The 26073-nt window shown below is 68.9% G+C and carries 20 protein-coding genes and 1 tRNA gene; 15 read left to right on the top strand and 6 right to left on the bottom strand.

The window, feature by feature from the left end; translation table 11 throughout:
- The first annotated feature begins 91 nt into the window (after positions 1-91).
- The 7 genes from map to dapE all read left to right on the top strand — a co-directional run bounded on the left by map (position 92) and on the right by dapE (position 7052).
- Positions 92-868: a type I methionyl aminopeptidase gene (gene map, locus ASE43_RS05020; protein ID WP_056176078.1), complete on the top strand. Its 777-nt coding sequence runs from the start codon at positions 92-94 to the stop codon at positions 866-868.
- The gene (gene glnD, locus ASE43_RS22485) at positions 865-3558 is read left to right on the top strand and encodes a [protein-PII] uridylyltransferase (protein WP_057159639.1); all 2694 of its coding nucleotides are present in this window, start codon (positions 865-867) and stop codon (positions 3556-3558) included. The genes map and glnD overlap by 4 nt, the downstream gene beginning before the upstream one ends.
- A complete protein-coding gene (gene dapD / locus ASE43_RS05010; protein WP_056176072.1) occupies positions 3555-4448 on the top strand; it encodes a 2,3,4,5-tetrahydropyridine-2,6-dicarboxylate N-succinyltransferase in 894 nt (297 codons plus the stop codon). The genes glnD and dapD overlap by 4 nt, the downstream gene beginning before the upstream one ends.
- Positions 4449-4456: 8 nt before the next feature.
- Positions 4457-4954: a hypothetical protein gene (locus ASE43_RS05005; protein WP_056176070.1), complete on the top strand. Its 498-nt coding sequence runs from the start codon at positions 4457-4459 to the stop codon at positions 4952-4954.
- A 132-nt stretch (positions 4955-5086) separates the two neighbouring features.
- Entirely contained in the window at positions 5087-5563 is a 477-nt protein-coding gene (locus tag ASE43_RS05000; RefSeq protein ID WP_057159638.1) for a hypothetical protein, read from the top strand.
- Positions 5560-5919 (top strand): Spx/MgsR family RNA polymerase-binding regulatory protein, encoded by a 360-nt coding sequence (locus ASE43_RS04995; RefSeq protein WP_057159637.1) that lies wholly within the window; start codon positions 5560-5562, stop codon positions 5917-5919. Before ASE43_RS05000 ends, ASE43_RS04995 begins: the two co-directional genes overlap by 4 nt.
- Positions 5916-7052, top strand: a complete 1137-nt coding sequence (gene dapE, locus ASE43_RS04990; protein ID WP_057159636.1) for a succinyl-diaminopimelate desuccinylase — start codon at positions 5916-5918, stop codon at positions 7050-7052. The genes ASE43_RS04995 and dapE overlap by 4 nt, the downstream gene beginning before the upstream one ends.
- Positions 7053-7224: 172 nt before the next feature.
- On the opposite strand, the gene ASE43_RS04985 is transcribed toward dapE, so the two are convergent.
- On the bottom strand, positions 7225-9582 hold the full coding sequence (locus tag ASE43_RS04985) for a penicillin acylase family protein (RefSeq protein WP_057159635.1): 2358 nt from the start codon (positions 9580-9582) through the stop codon (positions 7225-7227).
- Between the two features lie 419 nt (positions 9583-10001).
- Between ASE43_RS04985 and asnB the strand changes: the two genes are divergently transcribed.
- Positions 10002-11681: an asparagine synthase B gene (gene asnB, locus ASE43_RS04980; RefSeq protein ID WP_057159634.1), complete on the top strand. Its 1680-nt coding sequence runs from the start codon at positions 10002-10004 to the stop codon at positions 11679-11681.
- A gap of 87 nt (positions 11682-11768) precedes the next feature.
- Here asnB and ASE43_RS04975 read toward each other — a convergent pair whose 3' ends face one another.
- Positions 11769-12248 (bottom strand): hypothetical protein, encoded by a 480-nt coding sequence (locus ASE43_RS04975; RefSeq protein ID WP_057159633.1) that lies wholly within the window; start codon positions 12246-12248, stop codon positions 11769-11771.
- A gap of 319 nt (positions 12249-12567) precedes the next feature.
- Here ASE43_RS04975 and ASE43_RS04970 point away from each other — a divergent pair, with 319 nt between their 5' ends.
- On the top strand, positions 12568-13725 hold the full coding sequence (locus ASE43_RS04970; RefSeq protein ID WP_057159632.1) for a beta-eliminating lyase-related protein: 1158 nt from the start codon (positions 12568-12570) through the stop codon (positions 13723-13725).
- 70 nt (positions 13726-13795) lie between these two features.
- Here the strand turns inward: ASE43_RS04970 and ASE43_RS04965 are convergent, their stop codons facing one another.
- From ASE43_RS04965 to parC, 3 genes are all read right to left on the bottom strand, one after another.
- A complete protein-coding gene (locus ASE43_RS04965; RefSeq protein WP_057159631.1) occupies positions 13796-14263 on the bottom strand; it encodes a hypothetical protein in 468 nt (155 codons plus the stop codon).
- 310 nt (positions 14264-14573) lie between these two features.
- Positions 14574-15230 (bottom strand): thiopurine S-methyltransferase, encoded by a 657-nt coding sequence (locus tag ASE43_RS04960; protein ID WP_057159630.1) that lies wholly within the window; start codon positions 15228-15230, stop codon positions 14574-14576.
- Between the two features lie 10 nt (positions 15231-15240).
- Complete coding sequence (gene parC, locus ASE43_RS04955) at positions 15241-17484, bottom strand: DNA topoisomerase IV subunit A (RefSeq protein ID WP_057159629.1); 2244 nt, start codon at positions 17482-17484, stop codon at positions 15241-15243.
- A gap of 257 nt (positions 17485-17741) precedes the next feature.
- Between parC and ASE43_RS04950 the strand changes: the two genes are divergently transcribed.
- The 6 genes from ASE43_RS04950 (at position 17742) to sugE (ending at position 24771) form a co-directional block, all read left to right on the top strand.
- Positions 17742-17826, top strand: a tRNA-Leu gene (locus ASE43_RS04950).
- A 652-nt stretch (positions 17827-18478) separates the two neighbouring features.
- Positions 18479-19096, top strand: a complete 618-nt coding sequence (locus ASE43_RS04945; RefSeq protein ID WP_157499664.1) for a hypothetical protein — start codon at positions 18479-18481, stop codon at positions 19094-19096.
- A 17-nt stretch (positions 19097-19113) separates the two neighbouring features.
- Positions 19114-20769, top strand: coding sequence for a hypothetical protein (locus tag ASE43_RS04940; RefSeq protein ID WP_057159627.1), 1656 nt, complete (start codon positions 19114-19116; stop codon positions 20767-20769).
- A 50-nt stretch (positions 20770-20819) separates the two neighbouring features.
- Positions 20820-23330, top strand: coding sequence for a ribonuclease R (rnr, locus tag ASE43_RS04935; protein WP_343123525.1), 2511 nt, complete (start codon positions 20820-20822; stop codon positions 23328-23330).
- A 276-nt stretch (positions 23331-23606) separates the two neighbouring features.
- Entirely contained in the window at positions 23607-24374 is a 768-nt protein-coding gene (gene rlmB / locus ASE43_RS04930; protein WP_056176024.1) for a 23S rRNA (guanosine(2251)-2'-O)-methyltransferase RlmB, read from the top strand.
- 79 nt (positions 24375-24453) lie between these two features.
- On the top strand, positions 24454-24771 hold the full coding sequence (gene sugE / locus ASE43_RS04925; protein ID WP_056176021.1) for a quaternary ammonium compound efflux SMR transporter SugE: 318 nt from the start codon (positions 24454-24456) through the stop codon (positions 24769-24771).
- Between the two features lie 377 nt (positions 24772-25148).
- On the opposite strand, the gene ASE43_RS04920 is transcribed toward sugE, so the two are convergent.
- Positions 25149-26018: a hypothetical protein gene (locus ASE43_RS04920; protein ID WP_057159626.1), complete on the bottom strand. Its 870-nt coding sequence runs from the start codon at positions 26016-26018 to the stop codon at positions 25149-25151.
- Positions 26019-26073 lie beyond the last annotated feature (55 nt).

Below are 26073 nucleotides of genomic sequence, written 5' to 3'. Positions count from 1 at the left end.
GGCTCCGATGGGGACGGGCGAGGACGACGGCGGCACGCTGTGGACCGCGCGCCGCCATGATCGCGGGGCGTGAATAGGCGATAATGCCCACATGCCCATCACCATCAAAACTCCGGACGAGATCGAGAAGATGCGCGTCGCCGGCCGCCTGGCCGCCGAGGTGCTGCAGATGATCGCTCCGCACGTGAAGCCCGGCGTCAGCACCGAGGCCCTGGACAAGCTCTGCCACGACCACATCGTGAACGTGCAGCAGGCGATTCCGGCCAACGTCGGCTACAAGGGTTTCCCCAAGACGGTCTGCACCTCGGTCAACAACGTCATCTGCCACGGTATCCCGAGCGAGTCCAAGATCCTGAAGGAAGGCGACATCGTCAATATCGATGTCACCGTCATCAAGGACGGCTGGCACGGCGATACCAGCCGCATGTACATCGTCGGCGCGCCCTCGGTCATGGCCAAGCGCCTGGTCGACGTGACCCGCGAAGCGATGTTCCGCGGCATCCGCACGGTCAAGCCGGGTTCGACCCTGGGCGACATCGGCGCGGCGATCCAGCAGTACGCCGAATCCGAACGCTTCAGCGTGGTGCGCGAGTACTGCGGCCACGGCATCGGCCGCATCTACCACGAAGACCCGCAGGTGCTGCATTACGGCCGCGCCGGCGAAGGCCTGGTGCTGAAGCCGGGCATGACCTTCACCATCGAGCCGATGATCAACGAGGGCGCGCGCCACACCAAGCTGCTGCCCGACGGCTGGACCGTGGTCACCAAGGACCGCAAGCTCTCGGCGCAGTGGGAACACACGGTCGCGGTGACCGACGACGGCGTCGAGATCCTGACCCGGCTGCCCGGCGACGACAACGACCTATGACCGGTAGCGCCGCCGCCGGCTCTGGCCTGGCGGAGCCGGGCGCGACGGCGCACAGCGCCGAGCGGGCGGCGTCGATCCGCACCGCATTGAACGCGGTCGACGCGGCGCTGGCGCAACGTTTCGACGCCGGCGCCGACACCCCCGCCGACGGCATCGACATCGACCGCCTGCTGCGCGTGCGCGCCGACACCGTCGACGCCGAAGTGCGCGCGGCCTGGCGCGACAGCGTTCCGGCCGACGCGCCGCTGGCGCTGTTCGCGGTCGGCGGCTACGGCCGCGGCGAACTGTTCCCGCAATCCGACATCGACCTGCTGGTGCTGGCCGAGTCGCAGGCCCAGGCCGATCACGCCGAGGCCCTGGGCCGCTTCTTCACCCTGCTGTGGGATGGCGGCCTGCCGGTCGGCCATGCGGTGCGCTCGGCCGCGCAATGCACCGAGGCCGCGGCCGACATCACCGTGCTTACCGCGATGCTGGAAGCGCGCCCGCTGGCCGCCGACCATCACGCCGGCGCCACCTTGCAGGCCGCGATCGCGCCGCTGTACGTGTGGCCGGCGCGCGAGTTCTTCCTGGCCAAGCGCGAGGAGCTGCGGCAGCGCCACGCGCGCTACGGCGACACCGCCGACAATCTCGAACCCAATCTCAAGGAAGGCCCGGGCGGCCTGCGCGACGTTCAGACCCTGCACTGGATGGCGCTGCGCATCATCGGCACCGCCGACCTGGAATCGCTGGTCGCGATCGGCCAGCTCGGCGTCGACGAACTGGGCACGCTGGAGCGCGAACGCCGCGCCCTGTCGCGCCTGCGCTTCGGCCTGCACCTGGTCGCGCGCAAGCGCGAGGAGCGCCTGCGCTTCGACTACCAGAAACTGCTGGCCGAGCGCCTGGGCTACGTCGACAACGCCGACACCCTCGCCGTCGAGCAGATGATGCAGGGCTTCTACCGCAGCGCCGCGCTGGTGCTGCGGATCGGCGAGCGCCTGCTGCAGCGTTACGAAGAGCAGATCGAGGGCGAGCCCGCGCCGGTGCCGATGCGCGGCGCGTTCGAGGCCTTCGAGCTGCGCCGCGACTACATCGCCGCGCGCTCGCCGCAGTGGCCGCGCGACGCGCAGGACATCTTCGCCCTGTTCGCGGCCTGGGCCGAGCACGACGGCGTGCGCGGCCTGCACTCGCGCACCGCGCGCGCGCTGGCCGAGTCGCTGTCGCGCATCCCCAGTTTCGAGGCCGCCGACCCCGCCTTGCGCGAGCGCTTCCTGGCGATCCTGCGCGGTCCGCATCCGGTCCACGCGCTGGAACGCATGGCGCGCCTGGGCGTGCTCGGGCGTTGGATTCCGGCGTTCTCGAAAGTCTCCGGGCGCATGCAGTTCGACCTGTTCCACGTCTACACGGTCGATCAACACACCTTGGCGGTGCTGCGCAATCTGGCGCGCTTCGCCTCCGGCGTGGCCGACGAGCGTTTCAGCATCGCCCACGAAGTCTGGCCGCGCCTGCGCAAGCCCGAACTGCTGCTGCTGGCCGGCCTGTTCCACGACATCGCCAAGGGCCGCGGCGGCGACCATTCCGAGCTCGGCGGCGACGACGCGCGCGCGTTCGGCACCGTGATGGGCCTGAGCGAGGCCGACACCGCCCTGATCGAATGGCTGGTGCGCCAACACCTGCTGATGTCGGTGACCGCGCAGAAGCAGGACATCGCCGATCCGGAAGTGATCCACCGCTTCGCCGGCAAGGTCGCCGACCGCGAGCGTCTGGATCATCTGTATCTGCTGACCTGCGCCGATATCGCCGGCACCTCGCCCAAGCTGTGGAACGCGTGGAAGGACCGGCTGATGGCCGATCTCTACACCGCCACCCGCCTGGCGCTGCGACGCGGGCTGGAGCACCCGGTCGCGGGCGCCGAGCGCGCGGCCGAGACCCGCGCCGCCGCGCACGCCATGCTGGCCGCGTTCGGCAGCGGCGACGACGAGATCGCGGCGCTGTTCGCGCGCATGCCGGACATCGGCTTCCAGCGCGGGCGCCCGGATCAGATCGCCTGGCAGGCCGCCTCGCTGCGCGGCGTGCTGGTCGGCGACACCCGCGTGCGTGCGCGTCCGGTCAGCGCGCTGGCCGGTGCGCTGGAAGTGTTCGTGCATTCGCCCGACCGCGACGGCCTGTTCGCCGCGATCGTGGCCACCCTGGACCGCCTTGGCCTGGCGATCCAGCAGGCGCGCGTGCTCGACGGCCCGCAGGGCACCATCTTCGACACCTTCGAAGTCGTGCCCACCGACCCGCGCCATCCGCCCTCGGCCGAGGACGTCGAGCGCCGTCTGGCCGCGACCCTGGCCGCGCCGCTGGACCGGGTCCGGCCGGCGCGCCGCGCCCAGCCGCGCCATCTCAAGCATTTCCGCATCGTGCCGCAGATCGGCTTCAACACGGTCGACAAATCCGGCAGCGACAGTGCCGGCGGCGCCGGCGAGCGCACCCTGCTCAGTCTGGTCTGCACCGATCGGCCGGGCTTGCTCGCCGACGTCGCCATGACCCTGCGCAATCAGGCGCTGCGCGTGCACGACGCGCGCATCGCCACCTTCGGCGAACGCGCCGAGGACATGTTCCAGATCACCAGCCCCGACACCGACGGGCGCGATCGCGCGCTCGACGAAACGCAACAGCAGGCGCTGCGCGACGCGCTGCTCGCCTGCCTGGAAGGAGACCACCGATGAGCCCCGCCAAGACCGCCAAGAAGACCGTCCGCAAGAAGACCGCGCCCAAGGCGCCGGGCATCGACGAACTCAAGTTCATGATCGACAGCGCCTTCGAGCGCCGCAGCATGCTGACGCCGGACGAGATCGAGGGATCGACGCGGCCGACCGTGGAGCGGGTGATCTCGGGCCTGGAGCAGGGCGAATTCCGCGTCGCCGAGCCGGACGGCAAGGGCGGCTGGACCGTCAACGAATGGCTGAAGAAGGCGGTGCTGTTGTACTTCCGCGTCAACGAGATGCAGTTGGTCGAGGCCGACCCGGCGCCGTTCTGGGACAAGGTCCCGGCACGTTTCGAAGGCTACGGCGAGAGCGACTTCCGCAAGCTCGGCGCGCGCGTCGTGCCCGGCGCGATCGCGCGCCGCGGCGCCCACATCGGCAAGGACGTGGTGCTGATGCCCAGCTTCGTCAACATCGGCGCCCACGTCGGCGAAGGCACCATGGTCGACACCTGGGCCACGGTCGGCTCCTGCGCCCAGGTCGGCAAGCATTGCCACCTGTCCGGCGGCGCCGGCATCGGCGGCGTGCTGGAGCCGCTGCAGGCCTCGCCGACGATCATCGAGGACCATTGCTTCATCGGCGCGCGCTCGGAAGTGGTCGAAGGCTTCGTGGTCGGCCACCACAGCGTGATCGGCATGGGCGTGTTCCTGGGCCAGAGCACCCGTGTCTACAACCGCGCCACCGGCGAGATCAGCTACGGCTACGTGCCGCCCTACAGCGTGGTCGTGTCCGGCCAGCTGCCGGCGAAGGACGGCTCGCACTCGCTGTACTGCGCCGTGATCGTGAAGCAGGTCGACGCCAAGACGCTGTCCAAGACCAGCATCAATGAGTTGCTGCGCGGGTTGGCGGACTGAGTCAGCCGATGGCGCGTCTGTCCGCCAACACGGTGGTGGCAAGGGCAATCACGTCGTGGACGGCGGGTGCTCTGGTTGTCGCACTCGCCTCACTCGCAATAGGTCATGTGCTCGGCCTCTACCGATTACCGCTAGAGATCTGGTTTATGCTGGGTCTCCTGACGCTCAATAGCGTGACTTGGTGGCTGTATACGCGGCGTTTCGCCGATAGCGTAGAAGAGGCGGGCGATGCATTGCGGGTGCGGCGTCGGGGGCTGGAAGAGCTAATACCGATCTCGGACATCGCCAAGGTGTCCGAGCAGATCGAGTGGCGGACCCGAAAAGTGGTGTTGTCCCTACGAAGTTCGACCAAGTTCGGGCGACGGATCGAATTCTTCCCGAAACCCAATTCGCCGTTCGGCTCGCCCGGCGGCAGCGACGTCAGCCGCGCGCTGCGCGAACGCGTCGCCATGACCGCCGCCTTAGGTTCCATCGCGTCGGCAGGCGCTCGATCGCCGTCTGGCTGAGTCAGAGCGAATGATGCGCATCTACGTTTCGAGGGACCGTCGCGCCGATAAGAACATCCGCATGTGCAGGGAGCATGTCGGTGCAATACGGGCCGATAGCTGGGGCGCCGATTTGAATCGGGCGGAATATTCATGACCATGCGCCGCATCTCATCGTCGATGTCCTACCACTTCAAACGCACCTTCCCCATCGTGACGTTCGGTGCCTTTTCCGCCGCGCTGGTGGCCGCGCTGTTGCAGCGCCCGGTGCCGGTCGAGACGGTGGGGGTGTTCGCGGTCGCCATCGTGGTCGGCGGAGTCGTGACCTATCGCTACCTGCGCGACGTGCTGGACGAGGTCTACGACGACGGCGACCGCTTGCTGGTCCGCAACGGTGGGGTCGAGGACACGGTGCAGCTGCGCGACGTGGTCGCCGTCGATTCGGCCCGCTGGCGCACCCTGGTCCGCCTGACGCTGACGCTCTCCGTTCCGGGAAAGTTCGGGGATAAGATCGTCTTTATCCTGCGCGACACCTTCCTGGACGGGATGCCGTACGGAGCGCCCGCGCAGGTCAAGCAACTGGAAGACCGCATCGCGGCATCCAAACAGAATTCGACGGGGCAACCATGACCACGCTTTACGGCCTGAGCAACTGCGACACCTGCAAGAAAGCCCGCAAGTGGCTGGATCGGTTCGGCGTCGCGCACAGCTTCGTCGACTATCGCGACCACCGGCAGACGCCGGAGACGCTGCTGGGGTGGCGCGACCAGCTTGGCGGTTGGGACGCGATGATCAACAAGTCCTCGACCACCTGGCGCACGCTGCCGCCGAACCGCAAGGAGCCGGCCTCGGATGCGGAATGGAAGCTGCTGCTGAAGGAGTATCCGCAGCTCATCCGGCGCCCGGTGGTGGTCACCGACGACGGCACCGTCACCCAGGGCTTCAGCGACAACGGTTTCAAGCTGCGCTTCGGAGTGGGTAAGTGAGCGATGTCCTGCAGCTGACCCGCGATCTGATCGCGCGCGCGTCGGTGACGCCGGAAGACCTGGGTTGCCAGGCGCTGATCGCCGAACGCCTGCAGCGCGCGGGCTTGCGCTGCGAGCATCTGCGTTACGGCGAGGTCGACAATCTCTGGGCCGTGCACGGCGAGGATGGCCCGACCCTGGTGCTGCTGGGGCATACCGACGTGGTGCCCTCGGGCCCGCGCGAGGCCTGGGCCAGCGATCCCTTCGTGCCCGAGATCCGCGAAGGCGTGCTGTACGGCCGCGGCGCGGCCGACATGAAGGGCAGCGTGGCCGCGTTCGTGGTCGCGCTGGAGCGCTTCGTCGCCGCGTATCCGCGTCATCCGGGCCGGGTCGCGCTGTTGCTGACCTCGGACGAGGAGGGCGACGCCATCGACGGCGTGCGCCGCGTCGCCGATACCTTCCGCGCCCGCGGCGAACGCCTGGACTGGTGCGTGACCGGCGAGCCCTCGTCGACCGCCAAGCTCGGCGACCTGCTGCGCGTGGGCCGTCGCGGCACCTTGTCGGCGACCTTGAACGTGATCGGGGTGCAGGGCCACGTCGCTTATCCGGACAAGGCGCGCAACCCGATCCATCAGGCCATGCCGGCCCTGTCGGCGCTGGCGGCGCGACGTTGGGACGAAGGCTACGAGACCTTCCCGCCGACCAGCTTCCAGATCAGCAACGTGCACGCGGGTACCGGCGCCAACAACGTGATTCCGGGCGAGCTGCAGGTATTGTTCAACCTGCGCTACAACCCGAGCTGGAACGCCGAGGGCCTGGAGCGCGAATGCGAGCAGGTGCTGCGCGCGCACGGGTTGGAATACCAGATCCGCTGGTTCCGCGGCGGCGAGCCGTTCTACACCCCGGAAGGTCCGCTGCGCGCGGCCGCGCGCGAAGTGCTGGCGCGTTTCGCCGGCGCCTCGCCGGAAGAAAGCACCGGCGGCGGTACTTCGGATGCGCGCTTCATCGCGCCGCTGGGCGCGCAGTGCATCGAGATCGGGCCGGTCAACGCCAGCATCCACAAGGTCGACGAGCACGTGTCGGTGGCCGATCTGGAAGCGCTGCCGGATTTGTATCTGGCCTTGATCGAGCGTTTGCTGGTGCCGAACGCTTAAACGCTCGGCGCCGGGAGTTGGGCGCGCGGGCTGGGATTCGCGTTGCGTCGTGTGGGTTCTAATCGCGGCTCACGCCGCTCCCACAGAGAGCGACGCGGCCTGCTTTCTGTGGGAGCGGCGTGAGCCGCGATCGCGCAATCCCGATCGGCCGCGTCGCTCCACCTGCCGCGCCTCAGCGCGGCTTTAGCGTCAAGGTGTACTGCGTCGCCCCCGGCAGGAACGGCGAGGGGCGGCCTTGGACCCAGTCGTCGTGACCGGCGCCCCAGTACGGCGACAGCGGATGCCCGCTTTGCCCGCCGGGCATCTGGATGATGCCCTCGGCTTCGTGCCCCGGTGCCACCACCATGCGCTCGGAGGCGCCGAAGTCCTGGCGCTGCACGCGCGGCATGGCGACGTCGCCGGGCAGTTCGTCCGCAGGCATGCACAGCACCGGCTTGGCGAATTCGGGCAGGGCGCGCGCGAGCGGGTGACAGATCGCGGCGGTGTTGCGTTCGCCCCAGCGGCGCTGCGCCAGCGGTCCCTGTTTGGCGAGATCGTCGCGGACCTGGCGCGCGGCGTCCTCGAACAACGCGTCCCAGGAGGGATAGCGGCGCGGCAGCAGGTGCTGCGGCTGCTGGGTGACCAGCGGCCAGGCCACGCCTTCGAATTGCGGCAGTTCGGGCATCTCGAATTCGCGGCCCTGGCGCACGCGTGCGGGCGCGGTCAGGCCGTCGATCAAGCGATCGTGCACGGCCAGGCGCCAGGCGCGCACCAGCCGGTAGCTCACCGATTCGGGCACGGCGCGGCCTTCCCAATGCGTGGACGCCGCGGCCAGCTCCTTCATCGCGGGCGCATCCTTGGAGCGCGCCGCCTGCTCGCGCAGCAGCGTCCACCAGCGCGTCAGGAACACCGCGCGGTCGTCGAGCTGGATTCGCATCAGGTCGCGTTCGTCCAGGCGCGACTTGCTCATCAGGTCGTCGCGGATCTGCTGCGCGCGCGCGCCCAGGACCAGGCCGCCGTCGCCGATGCGCGCCAGTTCGGCGCCTTCGAGCGTGCGCGAGTTCGCCGTCCACAGACGCCCGCCGGGCGGATCGATCAGTTGCGGTGCGACGTCGCTGCGCAGGGTCCAGGGCGGGCAGGCCGCGTCGGCGGCCAGGGGCACCGCCGGCGTGCAGCCCGGCGCGCGCTGCGGAATCGGGCCGAGCAGGCGCCAGGCGATGCGGCCTTCGCGGTCGCCGACCAGCAGGTTCTGCACCGGCATCGCCACGTCCTGGGCATCGCGCATGGCCTCGTCCAGCGACTGCGCGCGAATCAGCTTGGCCAGGCCCAGATTGAGCCCGCCGGGCAGATGCGCCGACCAGCGCAGCGCCAGCGCGCTGCCGTCGGCGTTGTCGTGCATCAGCGGGCCCCAGGCGGTCTCGCGCACGCGCAGCACGCGCGCGGCTTCGCCTTTGACCTCGATGCGTTCTTCGTAGGTGCGCAGCCCGGCGCAGGCCTTGGGTGCGGGGCCGGCGCAGCCGGGCGCGATCGCCCAGTCCAGCCAGTCGCCGTAGCTGTTGGTGAAGCCCCAGGCGACATGACCGTTGCTGCCGACCACCAGCGCCGGCAGGCCGGGCAGGGTGAAGCCGCCGGCATCGATGCGGCCGCCGGGCACGCGCGCGTCGGCGTAGCGCAGGCGCGCGCGGAACCACAGATTGGGCGCGCGCAGGCCCAGGTGCATGTCGTCGGCGACGATCGCGCGGCCGTCGCGGGTACGGCTGCCGGCGACGGCGAAGTTGTTGCTGCCGACCTCGTTGCGACGCGGCACCTCCACCGGCGCTTCGTCGGCCGGTATCGGCATGCTGCGCAGGTCGATGGTGGCCGCATCGGGCAATTGCACATCGCCGTGCGGATTGCCGAACAGGGGCGCGTCCCAGCTGCTGCTGCCGTGGGTGAGCAATGCGTACAGGTTCGGCGACAGGGCCGGGCGCAGCTTCCACAGCGCGCGTTCGCGCACGTTGTCGGCATCCTGCAGGTCGAAGTACATCGCGTAGCCGACCAGGGCCGAGTCGGCCAGCTGCCAGCGCTGCGGTTGCGTCCGCAGCAGCAGATAGGGCCAGGGCCGCGCGCGCAGCGCGCCCAGGCCGTCGTTGACGCCGTCGGTGTAGGCCTGCAGCAGCGGGCGCTGCTCGCCGGCGAAACTGGACAGCTGTTGTTCGGTGCGCGCGCGCAGGCGATGCACGCGCCGGCGTTGATCCACCTCGACCGCGATCGGGCCGAACAACGCCGACAGCTCGCCGGCCGCGGTGCGGCGCAGCAGGTCCATCTCGAAGTAGCGTTCCTGCGCATGGATGTAGCCCAGCGCGCGGATCGCGTCGGTCTCGTTGGCGGCGTCGATGGTGACCACGCCCTGCGCGTCGCGCTGCACGCTCACCGGGGCCGACAGACCCTGCAGCGCCAGTTCGCCGTCCAGTTGCGGCAGGCTGCCGCGCAGCAGCCACCAGGCGCCCGCGCCCGCGATCAAACCCATTACCAGCAGCGCGAGCAGGCCGCGCTTGATCCAATGTGCCATGAGGTGCCCTCCGCGGCGCAGCTTAGCCGATTGGCCGCTCCGTCCAGGGGGCTGCGTTGGCCTTGGGCGAGCGGACCGGGCCGGCGGGAGCCCCGGACGCTTGCAAACCGTCCCGGCCTCAAGCAGGATCGAGCCATGGCCCGTCCCTTCGCCACCGTCCTGATCCGCAGCGCCGCCCTCCGCGGCCGCGCGGCCGTGGCCGCGGCGAACAATAACAATCGCAATAACGCCAGCCTCCCGCGGGCCGGCGATTAGCGCGCGCAACATACGCTCTTAATCGTCAACGAAGCCCGCGCCGAAAAGCGCGGGCTTTTTCGTTTCTGGGTTGTTTACTGATCGTTCGTCCTTGAACAAGAGCCCGGCCATCCATGGCCGGGGATTCAAAGAAAAGCAATTCAACCTCACTGGAGATTCCCCCGATGTGCTCGATCCTCGGCCTGTTCGACCTCCGACCCGGCGCCGACCTGAGACCGCTCAGGCCGCTGGCCCTGTCCCTGTCGGCACGCCAGCGCCACCGCGGGCCCGACTGGTCCGGCGTCAGCGTCGATCCGCGCGCGCTGCTGGTCCACGAGCGGCTGGCCATCGTCGATCCCACCGGCGGTTCGCAGCCGCTGCGTTCGGCCGACGGCGAGCTCGCGCTGGCGGTCAACGGCGAGATCTACAACCACCGCGAACTCGAGCAACAGCTGAGCGCGCCCTACGCGTTCCAGACCAAGTCCGACTGCGAGGTCATCAACGCGCTCTACCGCGAGGGCGGCGACCTGGGCGAGCTGCTGAACCGCCTCAACGGCATCTTCGCCTTCGCCCTGTGGGACGCGGCGCGCGGGCGTTACGTCATCGCGCGCGATCCCTTCGGCGTGTGCCCGCTGTACTGGGGGCACGACGCCGACGGCCGCCTGTGGGTGGCCTCGGAAATGAAGGTGCTGGCGCGCCTGTGCGACGACGTCGCCGCGTTCCCGCCCGGCCACTACTACGACAGCGAGGTCGGGGTGCCGGTGAAGTACTACCAGCGGCCGTGGCGCGACTACGAGGCCACGCGCGGCGTCGAGGTCAGCAAGGAAGAATTGCGCACCGCCTTCGAGCGCGCCGTGCATCGGCAGATGATGAGCGACGTGCCTTACGGCGTGCTGCTGTCGGGCGGCTTGGATTCATCGCTGGTGGCGGCTTGCGCGGCGCGGTTCGCGCGCCGTCGCATCGAAGAGGACGACCAGGCCGAGGCTTGGTGGCCACGCTTGCACTCGTTCGCGATCGGCCTGGCCGGTTCGCCCGATCTGGCCGCGGCCGAGATCGCGGCACAGGCGCTGGGCACCGTGCACCACGGCTTCACTTATACCTTCGAGGAAGGCCTGGACGTGCTGCCGGACGTGATCCAGCACATCGAAACCTACGACGTCACCACCATCCGCGCGTCCACGCCGATGTTCCTGCTGGCGCGGCGGATCAAGGCCATGGGCGTGAAGATGGTGCTGTCCGGCGAGGGCAGCGACGAGATCTTCGGCGGCTACCTCTACTTCCACAAGGCGCCGAACGCACGCGAGTTCCACGAAGAGCTGGTGCGCAAGCTCGACGCCCTGCACAGCTTCGACTGCCTGCGCGCGAACAAATCGATGATGGCCTGGGGTGTGGAGCCGCGGGTGCCGTTCCTGGACGTCGAGTTCCTGGAGGTGGCGATGCGCATGGACGCGCAGGCCAAGATGGCCGGCAAGGGCCGGATCGAGAAGGCGGTGCTGCGCGAGGCCTTCGAAGGCTATCTGCCCGATTCCATCCTGTGGCGGCAGAAGGAACAGTTCAGCGACGGCGTCGGCTACGGCTGGATCGACGGCCTCAAGGCGCATGCCGAAGCCCAGGTCAGCGACCGCGACCTGGCCGCGGCGCCGAGTCGCTTCCCGATCAACCCGCCGCAGACCAAGGAGGCCTATTACTACCGCTCGATCTTCGAGCGCCATTTCCCGGGTACGGCCTGTGCCGAGACGGTGCCGGGCGGCAAATCGATCGCCTGTTCCTCGCCGGCCGCGATCGCCTGGGACGCGGCCTTCGCCAATGCCGCCGACCCGTCGGGGCGCGCGGTCGCCGGCGTGCATCAAGCGGCCTTGGTCTGAGCCTGCCGTACGACGGAACGGGCGCGGCATTGGCCGCGCCCGTGCGCGACGGGTCGCAGCGGCGCCAACGCCGCCGCGATGCGGTCGTCAGAAGCCGCAGCCGACCCAGGTGCGGGTCAGGGTCTTGGTCTCGCTGCTGCCGCCGGGGCAGCCGACGTTGATGGTGGCGGTGCCCTTGAGTTCGCAGCCGGCGCCGATCCAGGTCCAGTAGCTCGCGATCGGCGCCTGCGAGGGATAGGAGCCGTTGCCGCTAACGGTTTCGCTGTGGCTGTCCCAGGTCGGGTGCGCGCTGTCGCGATGCGAGCTCACTACGTACGCGGAGTACCAGCGCGGCGGTTCCGGCGGCGGGCTGAAGCCGTCGGCCGGGTTGAGGTCGGCGCTGGCGGCGACGCTGACATCGACGCCGCCTTCGGCGAAGTCCAGGTCCAGGCTCACCAGATACTTGCCGTTGCAGACGAGGATATCGCTGCTCGCATCCGGCGGCGGCGTGGCGCCGGCGGCCAGGGGCAGGGCGAGTAGGGATGCGGCGACAATCGCGGCGGAAACGCGGGTGCGGTGCTGATTCATGCGGCTGATCCTTAGCGTGGTATGGGTAGCGTCGGCGACAGCGAATCTTCTTGTCCGGCGCTCCTGTGCCGGACGCCGTCGCCGGCCGTGGCGACGCGCGCATCGCGGCGCGCATCGCGATCGAGTCTAGCGTTCCAGAGCGACGCGACGTGCGCGATTTGCGGTCGTCCAGCAGTTTCCAACCGGGCGACGCCATCGGCGCCGACGTTGGGTTGTTGCGCGCGCGGCACAAGGTTTTCGCCGCGTGCCCATTCGCACGCGAACTGCGCAACGAATGCGCTGGAGTATGATCGCGCACACCCCAATTCCGGATGCGCGCATGGACAGACGCCGATTCATCGCGGTAAGCGGTTTGACGGCGGTCTCGCCCGTGCTCGCGCAAGCGGCGGCCGCGCCGGCCGCGGCCGGCGACGCCGACGCGGACTTGTTCAAACACATCAATTTCTACGACGACGGCCTGGGTCTGAGTTCGCGCGAGTACGCGGTGCTGCTGGAGCGCATGAGCGCCGGCGCCGGTATCGAGGCCGATAACTATTCCAACGGCGGCATCGTCGCCGAGCTGGAAGCCCGCTTCGCCAAGAAACTGGGCAAGCAGGCGGCGATGTTCGTGCCCACCGGTACGCTGGCCAACCACATCGCGCTGCGCAAGCTGGCCGGCGCCGACCGGCGCGTGCTGGTGCAGGCCGAAAGCCATTTCTACAACGACAGCGGCGACTGCGGCGAGATCCTCAGCGGGCTCAACCTGGTGCCGCTGGCGCCGGGGCGCAGCACCATCACCGTCGACGAGGCGCGCGACTGGGTCGGGCGTTCCGCCGGCGGGCGCGTGCCGATGAAGATCGGCGTCGTCTCGATCGAGTCGCCGGTGCGGCGCCGCGATCACGAGATGGCCGATTACGACGAGTTGGTGCGTCTGAGCGCCTATGCGCGCGGCGAGGGCATTCGTCTGCATCTGGACGGCGCGCGGCTGTTCAATCTGCCGTACCACTCGGGGCGCAGCCTGCAGGAACACGCGGCCTTGTTCGATACCGTGTTCGTGTCGCTGTGGAAGCACTTCAACGGCATGTCGGGGGCCATCCTGGCGGGCGACTCGGCCTTCATCGACGGCCTGTATCACACCCGGCGCATGTTCGGCGGCTCCCTGCCGCAGGCCTGGCCGGCGGTCGCGGTGGCCGCGCAGTACGTGGACCGTTACGAGACCGACTACGCGCAGGCCTGGCAGCTCACCGATCGCTTGTTGGCCTTGCTCGCGCAGGATCGTCGCTTCAAATCGCGCAAGCTGCCCGCGGGCACCAGCCGCTATTTCCTGGCGGTGTCCGGCGACCCCCAGGCCTTCCGCGAGCGCGCCAAGCAGCGCGGTCTGTTGTTGCCCCGGCCGCATCCGCAAACCGGCGAGTTCGCGATGCAGGTCAATCCCAGCGTGCTGCGCTCCAACGCCGAGGCGATCGCACAGGGCTTGATCGAAGCCGCGAAGGCCTGAGCCATCGCGTTCGCATACGAAACGGGCGCCGCATCGGCGGCGCCCGTTCGTGGCGACGGCTCAAGCGCGTTTAAAGACCGCAGCCGACCCAGATGCGTTCCAGGGTCTTGTACTCCCACTGACCGCTAGGGCAATGCACGCTGACCACGGCGTTGCCGGCCAGTTCGCAGGTCGCGGAGCGGAACGCCATCTTGGTCGCGCTGGCCGGCGAGGTCGGGTAGGACGAGACGCCTTCCAGGTTCTGGTCGTTGGTGGACCAGGCCGAGCCCGCGTCCGGACGGTGCGAAGCCGCGGCGTAGACCGCGTAATACGGCGGCGCGGGCGGAAAGGGACCGACCGGTGAGCTGACCACCTTGGCCTTGGCGGCCACGGTAGCGGTGGTGCCGGTGTTGCCGAAGTCCAGCGACATTTCGGCGAAGTAGCCGCCGTTGCAGATCGGGATTCGCGCGGTGGCGTCCGGCGGCGGCGTCGCCGCGGCGGTCAGGGGCAGCAACAGGGCCGCGGCGATCAGGGCGAGGCGAGAGTGGGAATGCTTCATGGACGCAGATCCTTGCGTTCTTAGGTGGGTAATGCCGGCAGCGGCCGTTCCTGACCGAAGCGTCCGAAGGAGCGCTGCGGCGGGACCTTCGCATGCGCGTCGGTGGCCGTCGCCGGCGGCAAAGACGGCCGCATGGCCGTCGTGCCTAGTGTCGGATCTTCAGGCGTCGTCGTGGCCGTCGTTCATGCCACGATTCCGGCGCTTCGTCGCATCGCGCGCGCGGCGCGGCATCGGGCCAATCGAGAGTTGCGTCAGGCCAAGCGAGGGGCGCGGGCGCCGCCGGCCGCCCACGGCGAGGCGGCCTCGGGCCTCAGTTGCGCTCTAGCGCGTAAACCACCGTGTCCAACGCGGTCACGCCGTCGGCGATGAAGGCCGGTTGCTGGGCGAGGATGTCGCGGCGTTCCAGCGTGCGTAGCCGCCAGTCCGGCGCATACAGGCGGTAGACCTCCTGCTCTACGACCGAGAACGGCGGGCCCTGCTTCTCGTGCTGCGGATACTCCAGCGTGATCAACAGGCCGCGGCAGCCCGAGGGCAGGCGAGGGTAGAGCTCGCCCGCGTAGCGCTCCCGCAGCGGCGTCGGCAGGGCGATCAAGGCGGCGCGGTCGAACACCGCCGCGCAATCGGACAGCAGTGCGGCGTCCAGCGCGAAGGCGTCGCCGCAGATCAGTTCGATCGCGCCGGCGCGGTAGTGGCGGCCGTAGCGCGACATCTCCACCTCGGGCGTCAGGCCGTGCTCGGCGAAGAACTCTTCGACCGCGATCCGAGACAGCTCGACGCCGAGCACGCGATGGCCCTGCGACGCGAACCAGGCCATGTCCAGGGTTTTGCCGGCCAGCGGCACGAACACCCGGCTGTCCGGCGCCAGCCCCAGCGACGGCCAATGCTTGAGCAGCAGCGGCGACGGACGGTCCTGGTGGAAACCGATCTGTCGCTCGCGCCAGCGCTGTTGCCAGAATTCCGCGTTCATGCCGCTGCGCTCACTCGACCGACAGGCCTTCGACCTTCTGCCATCCGCGCGGCAGCAGGCCGCCGCGGGTCGCGCGCGCACCGACGTAGGCGTCCAGGTCCTTCCACGACAGGCTCATGGTGCGCGTGCCCGAGCGCACGCTGAGCGTCGTGCCCGGCGCGACCACCGCCACCGCGACCACGCGCTCGGTGCCGAGCTTGGCCTTGGGGATGTCGATGATCTTGTTGCCTTTGCCCTTGTCCAGCTCAGGCAGCTCCGAGACCGGGAACGCGAGCAGGTGGCCGACGTTGGTCACCGCGACCACCCGGTCGGCCTCGACCGTGCCGACCGCGGCCGGCTGCAGGACCTTGGCGTTCGGAGTCAGCGACAGCATGGCCTTGCCGGCCTTGTTGCGGCCGGTGAGGTTTTCGAAACGGGTCACGAAGCCGTAGCCATGGCTGGACGCGAGCACGAAACGGCTGTCGTTGTCGCCGCTGGCCAGGGCCTGGAACGAAGCGCCGGCCGCGGGCGAGAAGCGCCCGGTCAGCGGCTCGCCGTTGCCGCGCGCCGAGGGCAGGCCATGGACCACGGTCGAGTAGGCGCGTCCGGTCGAATCCAGGAACGCGACCTGTTGCGTGCTGCGGCTTTTGGCCGAACCCAGCAGGCCGTCGCCGTCGCGATAGCTCAGGGTGGCCGCGTCGATGTCGTGGCCCTTGGCCGCGCGCACCCAGCCCTTCTCGCTGAGCACCACGGTCATCGGCTCGCTCGCCACCAGCTCGGTTTCCGACAAGGCCTGGGCGGCGTCGCGCGAGACCAGCGGCGAGCGGCGCGCATCGCCGAACTTCTTGGCGTCGGCCAGCAGCTCGTCCTTGACCAGCTTCTTGAGCTTGGCCTTGCTGCCCAGGGTGGCGATCAGCTGCTCGCGTTCCTTGGCCAGCTCGGTCTGCTCGCCGCGGATCTTCATTTCCTCCAGGCGCGCGAGCTGGCGCAGCTTGGTTTCCAGGATGTAGTCGGTCTGGTCCTCACTGAGCCCGAAGCGCTCCATCAGCACCGGACGCGGTTCGTCCTCGCTGCGGATGATGCGGATCACTTCGTCCAGGTTGAGGAACGCGATCAGCAAACCTTCCAACAGGTGCAGGCGGCGCTCGACCTTTTCCAGACGATGGGTGAGGCGGCGGGTCACCGTGTCGGTGCGGAACACCAGCCACTCGCTGAGCAGCGTCTTCAGGCCCTTGACCTGCGGACGGCCGTCCAGGCCGATCACGTTGATGTTGACGCGGTAGCTCTTTTCCAGGTCGGTGGTCGCGAACAGGTGGCCCATCAGCTGTTCGGCATCGACGCGGTTGGAGCGCGGCACCAGCACGATCCGGGTCGGATTGGCGTGGTCGGATTCGTCGCGCAGGTCTTCCAGCCAAGGCAGCTTCTTGGCGCGCATCTGCTGGGCGATCTGTTCGATGATCTTGCCCGGCGAGGCCTGGTAGGGCAGCGCGGTGATCACGAAGTTCTGCGCTTCCTTCACCCAGGTGGCGCGCGCGCGCACGCTGCCCAGGCCGGTTTCGTACATCGCGATCAGGTCGGCGCGCGGGGTGATGATCTCGGCGGTGGTCGGATAGTCCGGCCCCAGCACGTGCTCGCACAGGTCGCGGGTGGTCGCGTCCGGGTCGTCGAGCAGGCGCACGCAGGCGCTGACGACTTCGTTGAGGTTGTGCGGCGGCACGTCGGTGGCCATGCCGACCGCGATGCCGGTGGTGCCGTTGAGCAACAGATGCGGCAGGCGCGCGGGCATCCAGGTCGGCTCTTCCAGGGTGCCGTCGAAGTTCGGCACCCAATCGACCGTGCCGTGGCCGAGCTCGCCCAGCAGCACTTCGGCGATCGGGGTCAGCTTGGACTCGGTGTAGCGCATCGCCGCGAACGACTTGGGATCGTCGCTGGAACCGAAGTTGCCCTGGCCCTCGACCAGCGGGTAACGGTACGAGAACGGCTGGGCCATGAGGACCATGGCCTCGTAGCAAGCGCTGTCGCCGTGCGGATGGTACTTACCGATCACGTCGCCGACGGTGCGTGCGGACTTCTTGGGCTTGGCGCCGGCGTTGAGGCCGAGCTCGCTCATCGAATAGATGATGCGGCGCTGGACCGGCTTGAGGCCGTCGCCGAGGAAGGGCAGGGCGCGGTCGAGCACCACGTACATCGAATAATCGAGGTAGGCGCGCTCGGCGTACTCGCGCAGCGGGATCTGTTCGAAGCCGTGGAACACCGGACGTACGGAATCAGTCATGGAACGCAATCAACTCGCTAAGGCGTGACCTCACGATTCTACTCGTCGCCGTACTGAGCCGTGGCTGCGATTTCGCCTGGTCCGCACGCGCGGTGCCGTAACCTGCGCGGCGCGGTGTAGGGGGGCTGTGCCCAGCCCCGGCCGAGCGCCGGCCTTGCCGATTTCGGCGTTGAGCCGGCGTTGTGACAAAACCGTTGACAGCCGCCTCACCGCAACGCAACATACGCCTCCTCGCAGCGCCAACGGCGTTGCGATAGGCCCAGGTGGCGGAATTGGTAGACGCACTAGTTTCAGGTACTAGCGGGTAAAACCGTGGAGGTTCGAGTCCTCTCCTGGGCACCACTATTCAGAAAAACCCCTGAGAAATCAGGGGTTTTTCGTTTTCAGGGCCCGGCGCGCACCGGCGCATGGATAGCGCACTTGGTCTTAGTTGCGCAGCGCGGCGCCCCGCAGCGGCGACAGCGCGGTGCCGCGCAGTGGCCCCCGGCGAACAGCCGGCCGGACCGCCCTCGATCGAGCGCACCACGAACGCGACCACCGGGTCGCCCAGGCCGATCGGGCGCAGGAACGACTCGCCGCTGCAATTGGCGTGGCGGCCGCCTCGTGGTAGCCGCCCGGTCACCACTGTCGGTCCCGGCGACGGCGGCTTGATCTGCGTCGACAGACGGCGCCGACGACATCCAACACCGCGGCGACGATCTCGCCGACGACGGGACACCACCCACAGCGCTTCCAGTATCGCCACGGCGTCGACGCGGGCGGCTTCGAATATCTGCCGCGCGAGCCCGCTTGCAGAACCCGGCGGGCGGCCAGGCAGTGGCCCCTGCATCTGCTCAGGGAATTAGCTGCGGATGCTTGCGACGGTCTCGCCGACGGACCTGCGGATTTCCTTGAAACGTTCCCCGACCTGCCGGCGGATCATTGCCATGGCCGTTACTGCCGCTGAGTGCTCCAAGGCGGGGAACGCCGCGCGCGCAGCGCGTCGGCCCGCAGCATGCTGGCGCCCGTGCCTGCCCGCCGGCGGCGACCGGCGCTATCCTGTGGGCAGTGGAACGGGGCTGCCTGCGGCTTCGAGGCGCGCGACAGCCACAAGGAGAACGGAATGTTCGATCGAAGCGTCCGGCGCAAGGCCTGGACGATGCTGTGCCTGGCCGGCTTGGCCTTGTCGGGCGGGGCTTGCTCGGCGCAGCACAAGCGACCGACGACGAAAGCGGCCGCGACGGACGCCGGCGCCGATGCGTTCGCCGGCGACTGGGGTTTCAGCACCCGCTGCTACAAGGGCCACTATGTCGGCATCACGCTCACGCGCGATGGCGATGGCTATACCGGGACCTGGAGCGACGGCACCGACATCTGGGGCTCGGACGGCAGTTTTCGCGGCGCGCAAAAGGACGGCAAGCTGGAAGTAGATGCTTGCACGACGACCGAGCAGCGCGGCGGCTACGCGCGCTGTCCGGCCTATACGCCCAACACCGCTTATTTCGTTCGCAGCGGCGAGCGATTGGTGTGGTATCGCCGGGAAGGCGAAATGGTCGACGAATATCTCACCCTAGATCGTCAGCCGGCCGATCAGGTGCCGGTCACCGATTCGGAAGAAGTCTGCGATGAGTGAGCCCAGGAGGGGCGCCCATGACCGACAACAACCAGCAGCCTGCCGCGCGCCGCGGTCTGACCGATAACGAGATCCGCGCCACCATCTATTTCGCGGTCGGCGTGACCTCCGAAAGCGGCGAGAATCCCTTCCGGCTCGCGGTGGCGGGCGATAACCCGCGCACTCCCCGGATCGAGGTGGCCGCCAACAGCGGCTACACCTTCGGTACCGTGCAGATCGATCTGGGCCAGCACTATCAACCCAACGTTCGCGGCGGCGAGAACGTGCCTGCGGACCTGGTCAACGCCTACCAGGCCTGGGCGCGCCAGAGTCGGCAGGCGGCGGTCCTGACCCCGGCAGAAGCCGCGGAGGCGATCTCCGATCTGGGCCGGCAAGGGCATGAGATCAATCGGCAGGGCGGTACCGATCTCGACCCCGACGTGCGCAGGCGCCTGAACGGCTTTCTGGCCTCCGACGCCGGCGTGACCTGGGGCCACAACCGCGACGTGGCCCAGGTCGAGAAGCTCATGGACAACGCGATCGAGCCGATGCGACGCAGCCAGCTCTACCGCAACGCCTCGGAGGACGATCAGGTCCGTCTGGTCGCCATGGTCGCCAAGGTCTACAACCAGAACGAAAACGAGGCCGGCCCGATCCTCAACACGATCGCGCGCGGCGGTTATCGCGGTGTCGACCAGGTCAGCAACGCGATCGGCGCCATCAGTTCCTCGCGCACCGATTATCTGGAGGAGGGGCGCGACAAGGCCTTGCAAGGCGCACGCGTGGTCAACGCGCTGCGCAATTCGCACCCCGGCAATCCCCTGCACGCGGCTTGGGACAACGTGCTGGACAATCCGTTGGTCCGCCCCAACCGGCTGGACCGGGATCCTCAGCACCCGAATCTGCCCGGCGAGTACGGTACGGTGCGGCGCCTGTTCGCCAACTACCAGCAGGCGCTGCCTTTCATCGATGCCTTGGATCGCGGCGGCTCTTATCAGCAGGCCCAGTTGAGTCGCGAGCAGCCCGGGCGTTTCGTCAGCAACGGCGTGTACGCGTCCGGCAACAATTTCGTGACCTGGGATACCCGCGGCAACGGGCACGCCTACTTGAACGGCGGTTGGAGCGCGATCGATCGCGACGATTTGCAGCGCGTCAATCGCGGTAACGGCGTGATCGATCTCAACATGGACCGGGGCGGCGGGCCCAAGTGCCTGTTGACCGTCGATCCGCGGATGCCCGCGCTGCGCCCCGGCCAGCGGCGCGCGGACCTGTCCCTGGACGGCGACGGCGCGCCGGGCGTCGGGCACGTCGAACAGGCCGCGCTCGGCCGGATAAACGGTGTGCTTGCGGCCGACGGGCGCTGGACCCCGGAGCAGTGCGACAACATCTCCGCGCAGCTGCTGTGCCGGCATCGCCTCGACTCTCCAGGTCTGGCGCTGGAACGGGTCGCGATCGGCCACCCCACCGCGACCGGTGAGGTGCATGTGTTCGCCATGCATTCGACGTCGGGCGAGCGCGGTCCGCACTTCTACAGCCACGTCGAGGCCGGCCAGGCCGCGCGCGTGCCCGCCAGCCAAAGCTATGAGCAGCTGGCGCAGATCGGCGCGCAGCAAAGCCAACAGCAGAGCCAGCAACAGACCCAGGGCCAGGGCGGCCAGGACGCGCCCTCGCGCGGCGGGCATCGCATGGGTTGATCCCGCCCTGAGGCGCGACGTCGTCGGACGCGCCCGACGACGCCGCTTTCATGGCGATGTGCGACCATGCCGCGATGAGTAAGAAGACCCCGGCCGGGGGCAAGCCCGGCACACCCACCCGCGCGAACAGCGCGAAGGCCGGCAGCAAGCCGGCGAAAGGCAAGCCCGGCGCAGGTAAGCCCGGGGGCGGCAAGAAGAGCGCCGCACCGCGACCGCCCTGGCTGCCCGACACCCTGCAACACGGCCCACCCGGCAAGGGCGGCAAGCGCGGCAAGGGCGATGCGGCCCCGGCCTCCGCGCCGCGCGCGCGCGGCGCCGCGCCGGCCTACAACGATCCCTACGCCGAACGCGAAGCCAGCCGTTACGAGCAGCCCATCGCCAGCCGCGAAGCCATCCTGCAGCTGTTGGCGGGCGCCGACGGCCCGATGCGCGCCGAGGCGCTGGCCGAGACCCTGGGCCTGAGCGCGCCGGACCGTTTCGACGCGCTCGGCAAGCGCCTGGCTGCGATGCTGCGCGAAGGCCAACTGCTGCAGAACCGCAAAGGCGAATTCGCGCCCGCCGCGCGCATGGACCTGATCCCGGGCGTGGTGATCGCCAATCCCGACGGCTTCGGTTTCCTGCGTCCGGAAGCCGGCGGCGGCGACGATCTGTTCCTGCCGCCGTTCGAGATGCGCAAGGCCATGCACGGCGACCGCGTGCTCGCCAGCGTCACCGGCGTCGACCGCCGCGGCCGCCGCGAAGGCGCGATCGTGGAAGTGCTGGAGCGCCGCCTCAACCGCCTGATCGGTCGCTACACGGTCGAATCCGGCATCAGCTATGTGGTGCCCGACGACCGCCGCATCCAGCGCAACGTGCAGATTCCGCCGGACTCGCGCCTGGAGGCACAGAACGGCCAGTTGGTGGTCTGCGAGCTGGTGCAGGCGCCGGACGCCAAGCGCCCGCCGATCGGCCGCGTACTGACGGTGCTGGGCGAACGCCTGACTGCGTCGCTGGCGGTGCAGGCGGCGATCCACGGCCACGAGCTGCCGCACGAGTTCCCGCAGCCGGTGCTGGACGAGGCCGCCGCGGTGCCCTTGACCGTGCCGCCGGCGGTGGCCGCGCAGCGCGTCGATCTGCGCGCGACGCCGTTGGTCACCATCGACGGCGAGGACGCCAAGGACTTCGACGACGCGGTCTATTGCGAGCCCAACCGCGACGGCTTCCGTCTGGTGGTCGCGATCGCCGACGTCTCGCATTACGTAAGTCCGGGCACGCCGCTGGACGAAGAAGCGATCCGCCGCGCGACCTCGGTCTACTTCCCGGGTTTCGTGGTGCCGATGCTGCCGGAGACGCTGTCCAACGGCATCTGCTCGCTCAAGCCCAAGGTCGATCGCCTGTGCTTCGTCTGCGACATGCAGATCGACCGCGAAGGCCTGGTCGCGCATTCGAAGTTCTACGAAGCGGTGATGAACTCGCACGCGCGCCTGACCTACACCCAGGTCTGGAACGCGGTGGGCGAGGGCGTCGAGCCGGAAGCGCGCGAGGAGGCGCTGGGCCAGATCGGGTCGCTGCTGCCGAACATCCAGCGCCTGCACCAGCTCTACCAGGTCCTGTCCAAGGCGCGCCAGCGTCGCGGCGCGATCGAGTTCGAATCCAGCGAAGTGCGTTTCGTGCTGGACCAGCGCGGCGAAGTCGTGCAGGCCGGCATGCTCCAGCGCAACGACGCGCACAAGCTGATCGAGGAATGCATGATCGCGGCCAATGTCGAGGCCGCGAAGTACCTGATCGGCGCGCAGGTGCCGGCGCCGTACCGTAACCACGAGCGCCCGCCGGAGCAGAAGTACGCCGATCTGCAGGAGTTCCTCAAGGAGTTCAAGCTGCGCATGCCGCCGTGGCCGCAGGTGCAGCCGCGCGACTTCACCGAGCTGCTGAAGAAGGTGCGCGAGCGCCCCGACGCGGCCCTGATCGAGTCGGTGCTGCTGCGCAGCCAGAGCCTGGCGGTGTACGCGCCCGGCAACCTGGGTCACTTCGGCCTGGCCCTGGAGGCGTACGCGCATTTCACCTCGCCGATTCGCCGCTATCCCGATCTGCTGGTGCACCGCGCGATCAAGTACGCGCTGACCGGCGCGCGCCCGGACCAGTTCCTGTACTCGCCGCGCGAGATGGCGGCGCTGGCGCTGCAGTGCTCCGAGCGCGAGCGCCGCGCCGACGAAGCCGAGCGCGAGGTCGACGAGCGTTACCGCGCGGCCTGGATGGAGCAGCACGTCGGCGGTGAGTTCGAGGGCACCATCAGCGGCGTGACCAGCTTCGGCCTGTTCGTCGAGCTCGACGAATCCAAGGTCAACGGCCTGATCCACGTCACCCAGTTGCCGCACGACTATTACCACTTCGATCCGATCCGCAAGACGCTGCAGGGCGAGCGCACCGCGCGCGAGTTCCGTCTCGGCGACCGGGTCTCGATCGTGGTGATGAAGGCCAGCGTCGAGGACCGCAAGATCGACTTCAAGCTGGTCGAGGACCGCGGCGCCAAGCCGCTGCCGCCGCGCGGCCAGCCGGCCAAGCGCAGCAAGCAGAAGTACTGAGCGGTAGCCTTCGCCCCCCCGTTGTCGACGGGGGGCGAGCGCCCAGCTCAGTCTCGATGCGGGTGCTGAAGGCGGGGCGCCGGGGATTTGCTGTTCGCGGGGCCAGAGCAAAAGCAATTCCCCCGTAGCCCCCTTTTTCGAGGGGGGAACCTCGCGCGGCGGGGGAGGAAGCGCCGCAAACGGGCCTCCCGCGCCCCGCTGGCTTAGAATCTCCCCCCTCGTCCTCCCGCCGCCCGGCCCGTGCCGGCCGGCGTTGCTCCCGTCTACGGAACCCCCATGAGCCAGAAACAATGGATCGCCGGCATCAACGCAGTCTCGGCGGCGATCGAGCACGACGCCGATAACGTGCGCGAGGTGCTGATCGAAGCCGGCGCCAAGAACCCGCGCCTGGCCGAGATCGAAAGCAATGCCCGCCGCGTCGGCATCGACGTGCGCAAGGTCGCCAGCCAGGCCGTGGACGGCGTCGCCGGCGGCCTGCGCCACCAGGGCGTGGTTGCGCGCTACGCCGCCGCCAAGACCTGGAGCGAGAACGAGCTGCAGGGCCTGATCGAAGCCGCGCAGGGCCGTGCCCTGGTGCTGGTGCTGGACGGCGTGCAGGACCCGCACAACCTCGGCGCCTGCCTGCGCAGCGCGGCCGCGGCCGGCGTGACCGTGGTGGTGATCCCCAAGGACCGCGCGGTGCAGATCAACGCCACCGTGCGCAAGACCTCGGCCGGCGCCGCCGACAGCGTGCCGATCATTCCGGTCACCAACCTGGCGCGCTCGCTGCGCGAGCTGCAGGAGCTGGGCGTGTGGCTATACGGCCTGGCCGGCGAGGCCGAGGCCTCGTTCTACGACATCGATCTGCGCGGCAACGTCGGCCTGGTGCTGGGCGGCGAATCCGACGGCCTGCGCCGCCTGACCCGCGAGAACTGCGACCAACTGGTCAAGATCCCGATGCCGGGCGGCGCCGACGGCGTCTCCGTCGAGAGCCTGAACGTATCCGTAGCCACGGGCGTGACCCTGTTCGAAGCGGTGCGCCAGCGCCTGGCGCCCGTGAAATAATCCACGGGCAAGCAGGAAGCGGGGACGACCCCGCCTCTCCAGTCGCCCGGGGACGGCCCCATCGCGAAGGAGACCTGTCATGCCTTGGATCATTCTCGTACTCGCCGGCCTGTTCGAGGTCGGCTGGGCCATCGGCCTCAAATACACCGACGGTTTCAGCAAGCTCTGGCCCACCGTGGGCACGGTCGCCGCGATGGCGATCAGTCTGGGCCTGCTCGGCATCGCCATGAAGACGCTGCCGGTCGGCACCGCCTATGCGATCTGGGTGGGCGTGGGCGCTGTCGGCACCGTCATCCTCGGCATCGTGCTGTTCCACGAGCCCGTGAACGCGCTGCGCGTGATCAGCGTGCTGCTGATCGTGGCCGGCCTGGTCGGCTTGAAGCTCGCCACTCCCTGAGATTCGTAGCGGCGGCGCCTTGTCCGCCTGCGCGAGCTGCGCACGTTGCACAAGGCCCTGTCCCGGCAAGGGCTGCATTCCGAACAACCGGCGCTGCGATCCCATACAGTGACCGCGGCACCTGCGGCGGCGGCTGCGAACAAGCCGCCGCTGCGTCCATGTTCGAAGCATCAATCGAGCAGGGCGACGTTCGCTGCGGCCGTCCGCGCAGGGTCGGCGATGATTTGGATCGCGACGATGCGGTCCTCGACCACCATGAAGGCGAAGGCGACGCGCGGGGTGCCGTCAGGGGCCCAGGCCTAGTCTGCGGTTCGCGAGATTGGTGCCGCGCTGGCACCGATCTCGCGCGGACCGACGAGCGCTTGTGGTCGCTAGGCTCAGTTCAGACCGTAGCGCTCGACCACATGCAGTACGGCGGCGTCGTATTGCCACAGGGTGGTGGTGCGATCAACGTCGGCCAGGGGCAGGGCGGTCAGTTGCTCGCCCCAGCGCACCATTGTGGCGAGGTCCAGGTGTCGCTTGAGCGCCGCCCGCAGGGCTTGGGCCTGCGGTTCGGGAAAGAAGGCGAACTGCGGCGCATCAGGCTCAAGTTTGCGAGAGGGATCGCTGCCGTCGTGCAAGAAGGACCAATTCCAGTCGATATCCAGATGCTGCGGGTTTTCCAGACGATCGGGCTGCCCGGCATCTAGCACCAAGGTGCTGGCACCCGCGAGCCAGACCACAAAGACGCAACGCCAAGCCGCGTCGTCGATGGCGAGCACCGATGCGAGCCAGCCGTCGACGGCTTCGGCGTCCAGGTATCGCAGCACCAAGCAACAGGCCGCCGAGAAGGCACCATGGGCTTCGAGCCCGTAATAGGTGTTGGACAGCGGCTGCAACAGCCCGTCGCTGCCGCCTGCGTGACCATCGCTCCAGCACGACGGCGCCATCAACCTGCGACCCAAGGTGTCGAGCAGGTCCATGCGGAAGCGAGGCGGGAACTCGGGCAGGGCCGGGTCCAGGCAATGCACGAACACCGCGCTGACCAGCAGCTCGTAGACATCGCGATCTTCGGTGCGCTCGAGTACGCGCGGCGGCAGGAACTCGAACCACTCGCTCCATTCGTCGATGTGGCCGAAAGCCTTCGGCCCGGTCGTCAGCGCCTCCAGTGCGTCCCGCAATTCGCGACTGGGCCAGTCCTGCGGATCGGATTGCATCAGACCGGTGTACATCTCCCGCTCGCTACCCATGAACCAGGCCTCGCCCATCGGCTCTTTCGGCGGCGGCCTGCGTTCGCGCAAGCGCTTTAGCGCTTCGGCGTCG

Source organism: Lysobacter sp. Root983 (assembly GCF_001429345.1).
Lineage (GTDB): Bacteria > Pseudomonadota > Gammaproteobacteria > Xanthomonadales > Xanthomonadaceae > Lysobacter.
Note: the sequence above shows the minus strand (reverse complement) of the source record. Positions and strands in the feature narration are given on the sequence as shown.

Coding starts and splice junctions, on each gene's coding strand:
- map (WP_056176078.1), top strand. CDS start 92: ATGCCCATCACCATCAAAACTCCGGACGAGATCGAGAAGATGCGCGTC.
- glnD (WP_057159639.1), top strand. CDS start 865: ATGACCGGTAGCGCCGCCGCCGGCTCTGGCCTGGCGGAGCCGGGCGCG.
- dapD (WP_056176072.1), top strand. CDS start 3,555: ATGAGCCCCGCCAAGACCGCCAAGAAGACCGTCCGCAAGAAGACCGCG.
- ASE43_RS05005 (WP_056176070.1), top strand. CDS start 4,457: ATGGCGCGTCTGTCCGCCAACACGGTGGTGGCAAGGGCAATCACGTCG.
- ASE43_RS05000 (WP_057159638.1), top strand. CDS start 5,087: ATGACCATGCGCCGCATCTCATCGTCGATGTCCTACCACTTCAAACGC.
- ASE43_RS04995 (WP_057159637.1), top strand. CDS start 5,560: ATGACCACGCTTTACGGCCTGAGCAACTGCGACACCTGCAAGAAAGCC.
- ASE43_RS04985 (WP_057159635.1), bottom strand. CDS start 9,582: ATGGCACATTGGATCAAGCGCGGCCTGCTCGCGCTGCTGGTAATGGGT.
- asnB (WP_057159634.1), top strand. CDS start 10,002: ATGTGCTCGATCCTCGGCCTGTTCGACCTCCGACCCGGCGCCGACCTG.
- ASE43_RS04975 (WP_057159633.1), bottom strand. CDS start 12,248: ATGAATCAGCACCGCACCCGCGTTTCCGCCGCGATTGTCGCCGCATCC.
- ASE43_RS04970 (WP_057159632.1), top strand. CDS start 12,568: ATGGACAGACGCCGATTCATCGCGGTAAGCGGTTTGACGGCGGTCTCG.
- ASE43_RS04965 (WP_057159631.1), bottom strand. CDS start 14,263: ATGAAGCATTCCCACTCTCGCCTCGCCCTGATCGCCGCGGCCCTGTTG.
- ASE43_RS04960 (WP_057159630.1), bottom strand. CDS start 15,230: ATGAACGCGGAATTCTGGCAACAGCGCTGGCGCGAGCGACAGATCGGT.
- parC (WP_057159629.1), bottom strand. CDS start 17,484: ATGACTGATTCCGTACGTCCGGTGTTCCACGGCTTCGAACAGATCCCG.
- ASE43_RS04945 (WP_157499664.1), top strand. CDS start 18,479: ATGCTGGCGCCCGTGCCTGCCCGCCGGCGGCGACCGGCGCTATCCTGT.
- ASE43_RS04940 (WP_057159627.1), top strand. CDS start 19,114: ATGACCGACAACAACCAGCAGCCTGCCGCGCGCCGCGGTCTGACCGAT.
- rnr (WP_343123525.1), top strand. CDS start 20,820: ATGGCGATGTGCGACCATGCCGCGATGAGTAAGAAGACCCCGGCCGGG.
- rlmB (WP_056176024.1), top strand. CDS start 23,607: ATGAGCCAGAAACAATGGATCGCCGGCATCAACGCAGTCTCGGCGGCG.
- sugE (WP_056176021.1), top strand. CDS start 24,454: ATGCCTTGGATCATTCTCGTACTCGCCGGCCTGTTCGAGGTCGGCTGG.
- ASE43_RS04920 (WP_057159626.1), bottom strand. CDS start 26,018: ATGGGCGAGGCCTGGTTCATGGGTAGCGAGCGGGAGATGTACACCGGT.